This window comes from Sulfuricurvum sp. (genome assembly GCF_019163035.1).
GTDB lineage: Bacteria > Campylobacterota > Campylobacteria > Campylobacterales > Sulfurimonadaceae > Sulfuricurvum.
Genome location: NZ_JAFLKV010000084.1, coordinates 1 through 12,608, shown reverse-complemented (window position 1 = coordinate 12,608; position 12,608 = coordinate 1). Strand labels below are relative to the sequence as shown.

The 12,608-nt window shown below is 43.2% G+C and carries 11 protein-coding genes and 1 pseudogene; all 12 read right to left on the bottom strand.

What is annotated here, in order from left to right:
- Positions 1–460, bottom strand: a pseudogene (locus tag JZU62_RS06470) (flagellar motor switch protein FliG); the annotation flags it as partial.
- A 9-nt stretch (positions 461–469) separates the two neighbouring features.
- Entirely contained in the window at positions 470–2,191 is a 1,722-nt protein-coding gene (fliF, locus tag JZU62_RS06465; protein ID WP_295013068.1) for a flagellar basal-body MS-ring/collar protein FliF, read from the bottom strand.
- A gap of 13 nt (positions 2,192–2,204) precedes the next feature.
- On the bottom strand, positions 2,205–3,299 hold the full coding sequence (gene hisC / locus JZU62_RS06460) for a histidinol-phosphate transaminase (protein ID WP_295013066.1): 1,095 nt from the start codon (positions 3,297–3,299) through the stop codon (positions 2,205–2,207).
- Positions 3,296–4,378 carry a prephenate dehydratase gene (gene pheA, locus JZU62_RS06455; protein WP_295013064.1) on the bottom strand — a complete coding sequence of 361 codons (1,083 nt, stop codon included), beginning with the start codon at positions 4,376–4,378 and terminating at the stop codon, positions 3,296–3,298. The genes hisC and pheA overlap by 4 nt, the downstream gene beginning before the upstream one ends.
- The gene (locus JZU62_RS06450) at positions 4,375–5,157 is read right to left on the bottom strand and encodes an HAD-IIA family hydrolase (protein ID WP_295013062.1); all 783 of its coding nucleotides are present in this window, start codon (positions 5,155–5,157) and stop codon (positions 4,375–4,377) included. The genes pheA and JZU62_RS06450 overlap by 4 nt, the downstream gene beginning before the upstream one ends.
- A complete protein-coding gene (gene lysA, locus JZU62_RS06445; RefSeq protein ID WP_295013060.1) occupies positions 5,157–6,365 on the bottom strand; it encodes a diaminopimelate decarboxylase in 1,209 nt (402 codons plus the stop codon). Before lysA ends, JZU62_RS06450 begins: the two co-directional genes overlap by 1 nt.
- A gap of 17 nt (positions 6,366–6,382) precedes the next feature.
- Positions 6,383–7,471 carry an LptF/LptG family permease gene (locus tag JZU62_RS06440; protein ID WP_295013058.1) on the bottom strand — a complete coding sequence of 363 codons (1,089 nt, stop codon included), beginning with the start codon at positions 7,469–7,471 and terminating at the stop codon, positions 6,383–6,385.
- Positions 7,472–7,527: 56 nt separating this feature from the next.
- The gene (gene pth, locus JZU62_RS06435; RefSeq protein ID WP_295013056.1) at positions 7,528–8,076 is read right to left on the bottom strand and encodes an aminoacyl-tRNA hydrolase; all 549 of its coding nucleotides are present in this window, start codon (positions 8,074–8,076) and stop codon (positions 7,528–7,530) included.
- 2 nt (positions 8,077–8,078) lie between these two features.
- Positions 8,079–8,615 (bottom strand): 50S ribosomal protein L25/general stress protein Ctc, encoded by a 537-nt coding sequence (locus JZU62_RS06430; protein ID WP_295013054.1) that lies wholly within the window; start codon positions 8,613–8,615, stop codon positions 8,079–8,081.
- A gap of 69 nt (positions 8,616–8,684) precedes the next feature.
- Entirely contained in the window at positions 8,685–9,881 is a 1,197-nt protein-coding gene (locus JZU62_RS06425; RefSeq protein ID WP_295013052.1) for a PilT/PilU family type 4a pilus ATPase, read from the bottom strand.
- A gap of 4 nt (positions 9,882–9,885) precedes the next feature.
- Positions 9,886–10,863: a transaldolase gene (locus tag JZU62_RS06420; protein ID WP_295013050.1), complete on the bottom strand. Its 978-nt coding sequence runs from the start codon at positions 10,861–10,863 to the stop codon at positions 9,886–9,888.
- A gap of 45 nt (positions 10,864–10,908) precedes the next feature.
- The coding region (locus JZU62_RS06415; RefSeq protein ID WP_295013048.1) for a DUF4105 domain-containing protein at positions 10,909–12,608 on the bottom strand (1,700 nt) is incomplete at its 5' end.

The following is a 12,608-nucleotide window of genomic DNA, read 5'->3' as shown; positions in this document are numbered from 1 at the left end:
CCGCCGCCGCTGAAGGATCCATGTGTGCCAAGATAAGGGCAACCGTTTGAGGATGTTCCGTCATAATAAAGTCAGCTAATTGCTGTGGTTTGATTTTCGATAAAAAAGCAAAGTTTTGAGTACTTTGCATCGTTTTACTCAATTTCTCTAATATCTTTTTCGCCTCTTCAGGTCCGAGAGCTTTGTAGAGAAGTTCACGCGCGTAGTCCATACCGCCTGTATTAAGATACTGATTGGATTGGATAATGGCATAAAACTCTTCGAGGACAGCTCCACCGATATTTTTTTCGATTGAGTTGTTGTTGGCGATAAATTTAGAAATGTCGGTAATTGCATCAACGTTCATCCGTGAAAAAAGGGTAGCGGTAACGTCTTCACCCAATTGAACCAACAAAATAGCAATCTTTTGAGTCATACTCATTTCATCAAAATTGGCTTGTTGGGACTGCGTCAACATCATTTGTTCCTCCTATCGCTTATGTGAAGTATCAGCAGCAGGTACCGACTCCTCTTCCATCAAAGCTTGGATTAATGATGCGATCTCTTCTGGATGATCTTCAGCGATTTCACGCACTTTTTCTAATAATACATCATATTTCAATTCATCTTCGTTAAAACTATCCCCAAGACCGAGTTGATTTTCCACTTTTTTACGCATTAACTGTACTTTTTCAGCTAAATCTTCATCTTCATCATCGGCAATTTCAAGATTTGGTTTCTCGAATTCTTCCTCTTCACGACTAAATTCAAGCATACGCTCTGCAAACGGAATAATGATTTTTTTGTAAGCAATAAATAAAATAACCGCTACTAAAAGATATTTAAAAATCGGGGCGAACGGAGTGATATAGGTTGCAATAAAATCAGATGCCTTAGAGGCTCCGTCTTTAGCTTTATTCCCCTCTTTCGAAGCTTGGAACTCAAAGTTGCGAACCGTTACTAAGTCTCCTCGCTGCTCATTTGATCCAATCGACTGTTTTACCAGTGCATCAATCGCCTGAATCTGCGTCTCATCCAATGCTACATACTGAAGTTCATCGGTCGGCTCACCTGCAGCATCTTTTTTCGGTTCATACTTTCCATCCACCACAACGGCTGCACTCATCCGCTTAATACGGGCGAACTCCATTTTAGTCGTTGAAACGGTTTTGGAGACTTCGTAGTTCGTAGTTCCAGTGGTTTTCTCGAATTTTTCACCGCCACCACCGGCGAGACCTTGAACCGGACCGATATTACTCACCGCACCCGGAACACCGCCTACTTGTGCCGGAGCCGCACCATCGCGTTTTTCCTCTGAAGTTTGCTCACTTCGGACGACATTTTCGGGATCAAATTTCTCTGAAGTGGAACTCTGCTCTGAGAAGTCATACTCTATTGTCACCTTAGCAACAACACGATCTTTCCCTCCGATAAAAGGGGAAAGAACATTGATAATTTTCTCTTCTTGTTTTTTCTCTTCTTTGGTTTTGTACTGCTGCTGTATGGCGGAGAGCTCACCCATAGCACTCGCCTCATCATTATCGCCCAATGTCTCACCCTCAGCACTAATCAAGGCTACATTCTCAGGTGTGAGTTTCGGTACCGCTGCTGCTACGAGTTTTTTGATACCGCGAATTTGCTTAGGTGAGAGCTTTCGATCCGGCTGAAGCTGAACCATAACCGATGCGGAAGGTGGAACTTCTTCAGCAACAAAAAGGGTCTCTTTCGGAAGCGCCAAAGAGACGCTCGATTTTTCAACCGGTTCAAGCGAATCGATTGAACGGGCAAGTTCTCCCTCTAATGCACGGCGAAATTTAACCTCTTGGTCAAAATTTGTGGCTCCAAACTCTTGTTTATCAAACAGCTCAAACCCGACATGCCCCTCTTTAGGTATCCCCATGGAAGCAATTGTGATACGCTCTTTATAGACGATATCTTTAGGAACTTCGATCACATTTTCGCGAGGAATACGGTAGGGAATCTTGTCTTTTTCAAGCTGTTCTATTACTTTGGCAGCATCTTCGCTACTAAGTTGTTCAAAAAGAACTTGGTATCCGTCATTGTCTTTTTTAGAACCCTCAGAAGAGTAAACCACCAAGAAAACCAAAAATGCTATGATCCCGGCAACTGCTGCACCGATAATGCCTTTTTGTGCTTGGGTGAGCTTTCCGAAAAAAACAACAAGCTGCGAAAAAAGAGTCTTAAAATCCATTGTTACCTAATTTTTATACTAAAGGATTAGTGAGTTCGAAAAATCTGTTGTTTTGAACCGTGGTTCCGACTGTAACACGAATAGCGTTCAATCCGTAACTGCTTAAATCACGTACAATCATACCCTTTTTTAAGAGTTCTTGCGCAATTTTTGATGAATTTTTTTCTTCAGGAAGCAATAAAGTGACGAAATTGGTATAACTTTCAATAACATCGATCCCCTTTGAGCGTGCAAAATCTTCATATCGAGCCATCTCTTTGAAATTATCGGCGATACACTCTTGCACAAACGCTTCATCTTCCAATGCCACAGAAGCTGCTTCGAGAGAAAGGGTCGTGATATTAAACGGAGGGCGAACTTTGTACAACGCTTCAATAATAGGCGCTTGAGCTATCCCATATCCGACACGCATTCCCCCAAGGCCATATGCTTTTGAAAAAGTACCCAAAAACAAGACATTATCAAATTTCTCAACCAAATCACGAGGTTCAACCGCAAAAGAAGGATTTTTAAAGCGAGCATACTCCATGTATGCCCCATCAACAACAACAAGGGTATCGCTATCTACTTTTTCGATAAAAGAGAGCATCTCTTCGGCTAATAATCCATCCCCTGTAGGGTTATTCGGAGTACAGAGAAAAACAATAGAGGGTTTATGCTCACAATAAAGGGCATAAAATTCATCCATCTTATGTTCGCGTGATGCGGTGCGGATGATTTTGGCGCCCACCTGTTTCGCGTAAATTTCATACATCGCAAAGGTTACGCTGTTCATCAACACTTTACTGCCGGCGTGCGCTTTCGCGTGAATCGCAAATTCAATCACTTGATCGCTTCCCGCACCGATGATGAGTTCATTGTTTTGGATAGCGTATTTACTCGACAGTGCCGTTTTTAGTTTCACCATTGAATCATCGGGATAAAGAGACATATTATCAACAATAGCATGTATTGCCTCTTTTACTTTCGGTGAACATCCAAACGGATTTTCGTTACTCGCCAATTTAACGATAGAATCTTTATCGATCCCATACTCACGTACCACCAACTCGATCGGTTTACCCGCCTCGTACGTTTTGATGCTCTCTAATGCGCTATTAAACTTCATAACTCTCCCTTTACGTAACTACCCAGCCATGTCACTTCATCGTTGTGTTTTTGAACTAAACTCTGAACACGATCCTCATCGATATGACCGAAAAAATCAATAAAAAACCAGTATCCAAAACCGTCATTATCTCTCGATGGACGACTCTCAATCTTGCTGAGATTGATATCAGCATTATTAAAATCTTCCAAGAAGTGAACCAACGCTCCCGCTTTCTGGGCATCTTTGAGACGAACCAAGATGGAGGTTTTGTCCTCTCCGCTGATAGCGTTTTTAAAATCACTCAGAATAAAAAATCGGGTAGCATTGTTTTGGGTATCTTCGATATTTTCAAACAACGTCGGAACCCCGTAAAGCTTTGCCGCGATGTGAGAACAAATAGCAGCGGCTTCAGGGTCTTTGGAAGCCAAAATAGCCGCTTTTGCGGTAGACTCTACCGGAATATGCTCAATCGCATCCAAACCGTGCTCTGCTAAAAATTCACGGCATTGCCCGAACCCTTTGTCTTTGGAATAGATCCGTTTGATATGATGTATTTGTTCCGCTTTGGTTGCAAATGCCATATGAATCGGCATATAAAGCTCTGCTACGATTTTAACACTGCTTTTCCCTAACAAATCGAGGGTTTCCCCAACCACTCCGTCACGGCTGTTTTCGATGGGAACGACACCGAATTTGGCGCGACCCGCTTCGAGGGTTTTAAAGACCGCCTCAATCGAACCCAGAGAGAGATAATCGCTCATCGCCCCGAAACGAGATTCCGCCGCTTGATGGGTAAAGCTCCCCTCAGGTCCGAGATACGCAATACGCTCAGGAAGTTCCAGATTACGGGCAACCGCAAATATCTCTAAAAAAACCGCTTCAATCGCCTGAGCATTGAGCAACCCATCTGAAGCTTCACTGATTTTCGTCAAACGATCAATAATCGATTTTTCACGTTCAGGACGATAGATGGCACCATTATTCTCATGCTTAATCTCACCAACACGACGAACCACCTCCATACGGCGATTCAACAGGGTGACAACTTCGTTATCAATCTCATCAATACGTGCTCTGCACTCTTCTAATGTATTCATAAACACTCCAATATTGCTTGCATATCGGCATAAATTTCCGCCGGACGCTCCTGAGGTTTTAAAGAGGGGATAATCTCTTCGGCAACTCGGTATTTACCGCTGAGAACAAATATCCCTCTCATCCCAAGTGATTGCGCTCCGATAAGATCCCCTTTGACATCGTCACTGATAATAGTAACATCACGAAACTGCGCCCCCTCTTTTTGCAGTGAGAGGCGATAGAGAGCTTCCTCGAAAAATGGAATACTCGGCTTTCCGACAACACTATACGGCGCTGAAGTGGCAAACTCTAACATTTTTAAAATCGCCCCGACCCCCGGATAGCGTTTGTGATTTTTGACGTACAACGTAGTTTCGTGCATCCCTACTAGTTGCGCACCTGCGAGGAGGAACTCGATCATTTGCGCATATTCATCAGGACTAAAATCATCTTTGATCGCAACCAAAACCACATCAGGTGACGTATAATCCAACGGGTATCCCATCGATTGCAACACATTCAAAAAGGGCTGTGATCCATACGCCGCAATTTTTCGACTTTTATCGATGTGGCTCTCCAACATCATCAACGGATCAAGATAATGACTTTGGGGGATGTTCAATCCGATGGAATTTAAATAACCCAAAAACTCATCGCTCGGATTTTTGGTGCTGTTGGTAATAACCATATACGGGATTTGATGCATATTGAGATGATCGATAAACGCTACCGCTCCACGGGTGGGGAGTTTGGTATTGTCTTCAATCAACGTCCCCTGCACATCCACAAAATACATCATTAATCCGCTAAATACTCACGCTCTAATGCGATCACATCTTCAAAATTTTCGCGACGTCGAATGAGCCGTTCTTTACCCGCTTCAATAGCGATCTCAGCTGAACGTCCACGAGTATTATAGTTACTTCCCATCCCAAAACCATACGCTCCGGCACTGTGAACCACCAAAAGATCGTTATGCTCCATCATCGGAAGGGGATAGTTTTTTGCCAAAAAGTCACCGCTCTCACACACCGGCCCGACGACATCGGCCATACTCTCTTCACCGCTTTTGTCCAACGCTTCGATGCGGTGATACGCTTTGTAAAGACTCGGACGGATAAGATCGTTCATTGCCCCATCCACCATAACAAAACGTTTGGCTCCGTTGTTTTTCTCATACAGCACTTTCGTCAAAAAGTATCCCGCATTCGCCGTTAAAAAGCGCCCCGGTTCGCAAATGATCGTCACATCGATCCCTTTGAGTGCGGAAAGGATCGCTTGTGCGTAATCATAAGGTTCAATCGTCGTTTCGTTGTCGTAACGGACACCCAATCCACCACCGATATCGAAGAACTTCAACTCAATATCAATCGCTTGGAGTGAACGGAGCAAATCAGCGACAATAACCGCCGCTTCATAAATCGGCTCCAACTCGGTCAACTGGCTTCCGATATGAAAATGGATACCGACGGGGTCAAGATGATCGGAATTTTTCGCTTGAATATACATTCGTTTTGCCGCTACGATCTCGACACCGAATTTATTATCGTGTAATCCGGTCGAAATATAAGGATGCGTTTTAGGATCAATATTTGGGTTAACGCGGACACTTATACGGGCTTTGGTACCCAGTTCACGAGCGATCATCTCGACACGAGAGAGTTCTGCTTCACTCTCGACGTTGATGTAGAGAATGTCGCTTTCGATTGCTTCGCGTATCTCATCGTCGCGTTTGCCAACGCCGCTAAAAAGGATGCGGTATTTCGGAATTCCCGCCATCAAGGCACGACGAACTTCACCGATGGATACACAATCCGCTCCCGAGCCTTGCTGAGCAAAATGTTTGACAACACTAAGATTGGAATTTGCTTTGACAGCGTACGCAAGAATCGACTTTCGACCGCGAAACGCCTCTTTTAGCGATTCAAATTGCGTTTTCATCACATCAAAATCATACACATACAAAGGCGTCCCGTAGGTTTGCGCTAAAGCTTTAAAATCGATCACCCGTAATCCCCATTGACTTAGTTTTGTCGCGATTTTACCCTAACTCTCCTTAGGGGATTTCCAAGTCGCCATAACATTACACCAAGCAATCCTATAATAGGGGCGATAATCCCCATTTCAGGAGTAAGCGTTTTATTGTTCGAGAGTTCGCCCAACATAAAAAATAGCCCCCATACCATGAGGGTCACTAAGATAGCCCCGAAGCTAAAAAATGAGAGGTTCAGAAAACGTCCGCTCACCGGTGCATAGGTAAAAAAGATCACCATCAAAATAGGGGCGAACCATGGGGTAATAAAAATTCGATACATGGAGTTAGTGATTTTAGCCACATCAACATTTTGATTTTTTAGTAATTTTAATGCGTCCAGCCCATCACCGATGGTAAAATTATCCTTCCCCTCATACACTTGATCCAAAATTTTCGGTTTAAAATCACGCAATACTTTTAACTGTTCTTTATCTTCGGTAACAATCCCCAATGCATGGAGATCAAACCCATTCGGAGGGCGTATAAGATGCGCTTTTTGGATATTCCAATACCCATTATCGTAAACCGCTTCTTTTGCGTTTAACGCCTCTTTTAATGCCCCTTTCTCAAAGGTAAAAATACGGATATCTTCTGCCCGTTTACTAAGCGGATACAAATTGCCAAAATAGATATAGTTCCCCTCATGGGTGAAAAAAAGGTTACTGGTAGGACGGATAAATTCGGACGTTTCACGAAGGTTATCGGCGAACTCGTTAGCACGGGCAAAATTGGTCGTATGCAGTGCAATATAAATCCCGATTAACCCTCCCGCAACACTCAGAAAAGGAGCCATAATACGCGTTTTTGAATAGCCCAGCGCAAAATATGCCACCAGCGCGTTAGAACGTATCAACTCAACCAAAGAGGCGATGATAGCAAATACAAGAGAAATAGGGAGCATCATATCAACAGCATAAAAGTACTTATACATGATATAAATGAGAACAAGATTCGCAGAATCCGGTAGTTCTGAGGCGTAATCCATCAGATCAAATCCGACCATAAAGCTGCACAAAGCAATTATGATAATGGCAAAATAACGTAGATAAAGTAATGATAACGTAGTAAATGAAAGCATAAGAGCCTAATGAATAAAAATTGGAGTTATTGTACCCAATAAAACCTGCAAACTTTTTACACCCCTTTTAGGGAGCACTTTGCGGCAACATCGCTGTAACTCTGTGACAAGAGCATTTCGACGGCATCAGCGGCTTTATTAATCCAATCCGAAAGTTTTGATTGTTCATCCGCACTGAACGGATGCAGCACATAATCGGCAACTTGCGATTTATGCTCAGGTTTTCCGATCCCCATCCGGACACGGATATACGCAGGAGATATCGCCGCATCGGTTGATTTTAACCCGTTATGTCCGCCGTGACCGCCCCCATTTTTAAAACGCAGTGAACCAAAGGGCAAATCCAAATCATCATGGATAACAATAACTTCATCCACTTTATAAAAATTTTTAACGGCGAGGATAGAACGACCGGAGAGATTCATAAAAGTAAGCGGTTTGAGGAGAAAGTGTGACCCCATTTTAAACAACTCCCCTTCGAAGGAGCTCTTTGAAACATTGTTAACACTGTGACGACGACACAATTCATCAATCACCATAAACCCGATATTATGACGGGTTGAGACGTACGCCGAGCCGGGGTTTCCCAGTCCGACGATTAGCATACTTATTTCGCTTTGATGATACTAAGAACCGATACACGGTCTGAATCAGTAAAGGTAACGTTTTCAACACGTGGAAGATCACGAACCAATACAGAATCACCCAAATCGAGTGGAGCAACATCAACAGTGATAGTCGCTGGCAAGTTTTCAATCGCCGCTTTTACACGAAGACGTTTTTTAGCAACGAATAACATCCCTTTGTTTTTCAAACCAAGTGGAATTCCTACGGTCTTAACCGGAACATGATAGTGAGTGACAACACCCGGTTGTGCAACCATTAAATCAACATGCAACAAATTACCAGATACCGGATGAGACTCATATCCTTGAACAACAAGGTTCATCTCTGCTCCGCCAACTTTTACTGCAAATGCTACCGTCTCTTTGTTGCGCACCGTACGGATAAAATCGTTCATTTTGAACGCGGCGTGAACGTTCTCAAGCCCTTTTCCGTAGATGTTGGCAATGAGATAACCATCACGGCGGTATGCTTTAGTAGCAACTTTGCCAATACTCTCTCTTACAATGCCTTCTAACATAATCATGTCCTTAAAATAAAATGGAGCGAATTATACTTAAAATTTGCTTATTTTATTCTAAATCTTGAGTTAGCTTTTTAAGCCGATATACTCCTCTTCTCTAAACTCTTTGGGACTATCATCGACACCCAACTTCGTTTTTTCAATGGTTGCACTCAGCCCTTCCATACGAAGTTTTAAATCCGACGGTGACGTAGCAAAGGCAAAGGCATCTTCTTTGGTGATTCTCCCCTCAAGGTACAAATCCAAAATTCCTTGATCAAATGTTTGAGATTTATAAAGTTCTTTTCCCTCTGCAATAGTATCAGGGATCTCAACATCCCGATTTTCCGCAATAAGTTGCTCAATACGGGGGGTTCGGATTAAAATTTCCAAAGCCGCCGTCCGTTTTCCCTCCACCGTCGGGATTAGGCGTTGAGAAATAACCCCTTTCAGAACCGAAGAGAGGGTCATACGGACACGATTTTGCTCTGCATGAGGAAATACCGAAATAATACGATTGATCGTCTCTTTCGCATCAAGAGTATGAAGAGTAGAAAAGACTAAATGTCCCGTATCGGCGGCATGGAGTGCAATTTCAATTGTCTCCATATCCCGCATCTCCCCGACTAGAATAATATCGGGGTCTTCACGCAAAGCAGCTCGAAGGGCATTCCCAAAACTGACCGTATCCTGCCCGACACTACGCTGGTTAATGATACATTTACGATCTTTATGGACAAATTCAATCGGATCTTCAATTGTAATAATATGTTTTCTTTTTTTCCAGTTAATCTCATCAATGAGCGCTGCCAATGTCGTCGATTTTCCACTTCCCGTCACCCCAGTAACGAGAACAAGGCCCCGTTCCATATCGGCAAAAGAGTGAACTACATTCGGAAGCTTAAGCTCTTCTATACTCAATATTTTGACCGGAATCAAACGAAAAACTGCCGAGATCCCTTCCATCTGGAAAAAGATATTGATACGAAAACGGGTATGCTCATCGAATGGATAGACTAAGTCCACCTCTTTTTTCTCTACCAACTCAGGGAAACGGGTACGCAATAACTCTTTAGCAAAAATAAGAGCATCATCTTTTGAGAGAATTTCACCGGAAAGGGGGATGATTTCTCCGTTAATTCGAGCTCGAACCACACTGTTGGCTTTTACATGAAGGTCACTTCCCCCTGCATCAATCATACGACGTAAGTAACCTCGTATTTTTTTCAACACCTCAAAATTGAGTTCACCTAAATCCGAATGACTAAAAGTTTGTTGACTCATAAGACTACTCCAATGCGTTTAGGATTTCGGAAAAAGCGACTTTGAATGACTCCAATCCCTCTTCTATCTGCTGTGTGATAATAGTATCCATGATAATACCAACACTCGCAACTTTTTGACGATGTTCTTCAATCACCGTAGAAGTAATCGGGAGTTTTAGAACACAATCTCCTCCACTCACATACGCATCAATCGTTGCAATCGGAGCCGTATTAACACTATTGGGAGCCAAAAGTTCATCAATGTAATAAGAAGCTCTAAACTCATCCCCTTTTACCCCCGTACTGGCAAACAATACACGAGATTTCGGAATATGAAGTGCTTCAACACGGTTATAAATATCGGCAGCATTGAGGATGCCCATTAGCCCTGTCTTAACGCCGCTATCACGAAGTATTTCATCGATGGCTCGGTCAATCCGACTGACGAACACGCTGATAACGGTATCAACGGAGGATTTTTGGGATGCTCTATTAAACGCTCCCGCACATTTGAGTGCCTGATCCACTGAAAATATCAACGTTGCATTAATAGCTATTCCTTGTGATGCAAGAGCTTCCATAGCAACATACCCCGCTTCGGTAGCAGGAACTTTTATCATCACATTGGGGCGGTTAATACTTTGATAGAGACGAATCCCCTCTGCTATCGTCGCTTCCGCATCATCACACAAATATGGATCGACTTCAATACTCACATACCCGTCATCTCCAGCATCATATAAAGGGCGCAAGATATCCGCCGCTTTTTGTATATCAAATATTGCTAATGCTTCGTATTTTTCTTTTGGGGAGAGGTGAGAAAGGGTAGAAATTTGTTCTTTATACGCGGGTGAAGTTAAAATTGCACTTTTGAAAATAGCGGGGTTGGAGGTTGCACCGTTAATAATCCCTTTTGAAATGAGTTCTTTAAACCCTTCATCCAAAAATGTCCGTTCAATAAAATCGGCCCAAAGGGCAAAGCGCGCTTCCGCTAAATACATAGAAACTCCGTCACATAAGTTAGGACTATTATGCCAAAATAATCATTAAAAATAGAGGTTCAGACCCAGTTTATACCGTTGTTCATGATACCCTTGTACTATGGCATCATAACTCCCGCTCAATGAGAGATAGGAATTCCATTGCCACACATGAGAAATACTCACTCGCGAGTGATCACTTCCCTCTAAATAAAAAATATTCCCTGCTTCAAGATGTGTTTTCATACGGTTATTCCAACTAATTCCCACGCCACCCGTCAATCCCAATCCTATATCGGCTTGAAATCCGAATCGCACTTCCGGCTCACTGAGCAAATATCCATACAACTGATCATCTCCGATCGAAGCACCCGCTCCGACACGAGTGACAAAACTGAGTTGGTCTCTTTCATAATCACGATCCCAACCACTTTTCATCCGCCATGAAAGCGGTTTAAAGAAATGGCTCACAGGAGCTATCGAGGCCAATGAAAGAACCGTCAATTTTTCCACTGTGAACCTATCATGATCAATTCCGATCTGCGTATCGAGAAATTCGATCTGCGCACCGGAGAGATGCCCCGTATCATCTTCACTCAAATCATGAAATGCGGGACGCCATCCGATCATTAAAGGAGAGCGATTCTCAAACCACCCTTGCGATAGGGATAAACGTGCAGAGCGATGGGCACGATCAGGATTTGATTTAGGGGGGACAACAAGTGTGTCACCAGCGCCTAAAGTCGCTCGCGCAGACAAGAGAGTATGATAACGCGATGTATACACCTCTTTGGAGATTTTCCCCTCAATGTACTCATATTCAACCAACTCCGCTGCCGCTTCAAGAGCAAAACGACGTTCTTGATCCGATAAAATCGAACTATTTATATCCCCTTGGCTTAAACGCTTAACGCTATTAATCGCTTCGGGAGAAAGCTCTTTTTCATACGCCAAAAGTTTAGTCCGTTTTGAGGGGCGGAAATGTTTTCCATTTACCAATCCCTCCTCTTCAAAAGCACGTACGGTATCAGGAGGGATAACGTAATAAAAAAAGTGCTCTCTCAAACGAACCTTCGGACGGGCGATTTCAGTGAGCCACAACATATGGTACGAACAATTCTCATCAAAAAAATAGTACCATGAGTTAATATGCTGCAATTCCCAGATATGACGCACCATCGCCATCACCTCATCGTGGGTGAGATTAAGATCGTATTCCCACACGTCTCTGGATTCACTGTCTCGATACTCTTTAAGCTTTTCGTAATACGGAAGCATGGAGTAATAGCCGTAATAGCCGCCAAACAACCCTTTATAGGCAAACAGTAAACCGTTGGTGTCTTCCGTGTGTGCCGCATAATTAATCGCATACGACATCAATTTTGAGTCCATCTTTGAGTCGATTCGCAAAAACGTATGTCCGAACATCGATGCGGGTGAGTTGATATGGGCACTCGGAAAAACCAGTGTCACACTTTGGGGGTCCATTTTGCTCACGAGTGTAGCATAGTCACTACATTCCCCCTCACCGAAAGAGATATTGAGTTCTTGTTCTAACCATGCTCGTCGGGCTGGAAAACGACAATACACACTCTCATTGCTTCGGTTTGTATCCTCATTAAAATGTTGAATGGTTTTATCAAGTTCGCTTGAGAGATTTTGTTTTCCATCACGTGAGAGAAAAAAAGCAAGATCATCAATCTCACTTTCGCTACGAGGAGAGTGCATCAGTAGATGCCAATAGCGAGTTTCGGAAAGTTTAGCTG

Coding starts and splice junctions, on each gene's coding strand:
- fliF (WP_295013068.1), bottom strand. CDS start 2,191: ATGGATTTTAAGACTCTTTTTTCGCAGCTTGTTGTTTTTTTCGGAAAG.
- JZU62_RS06430 (WP_295013054.1), bottom strand. CDS start 8,615: ATGTTAGAAGGCATTGTAAGAGAGAGTATTGGCAAAGTTGCTACTAAA.
- JZU62_RS06425 (WP_295013052.1), bottom strand. CDS start 9,881: ATGAGTCAACAAACTTTTAGTCATTCGGATTTAGGTGAACTCAATTTT.
- pth (WP_295013056.1), bottom strand. CDS start 8,076: ATGCTAATCGTCGGACTGGGAAACCCCGGCTCGGCGTACGTCTCAACC.
- JZU62_RS06420 (WP_295013050.1), bottom strand. CDS start 10,863: ATGTATTTAGCGGAAGCGCGCTTTGCCCTTTGGGCCGATTTTATTGAA.
- JZU62_RS06450 (WP_295013062.1), bottom strand. CDS start 5,157: ATGATGTATTTTGTGGATGTGCAGGGGACGTTGATTGAAGACAATACC.
- hisC (WP_295013066.1), bottom strand. CDS start 3,299: ATGAAGTTTAATAGCGCATTAGAGAGCATCAAAACGTACGAGGCGGGT.
- JZU62_RS06440 (WP_295013058.1), bottom strand. CDS start 7,471: ATGCTTTCATTTACTACGTTATCATTACTTTATCTACGTTATTTTGCC.
- pheA (WP_295013064.1), bottom strand. CDS start 4,378: ATGAATACATTAGAAGAGTGCAGAGCACGTATTGATGAGATTGATAAC.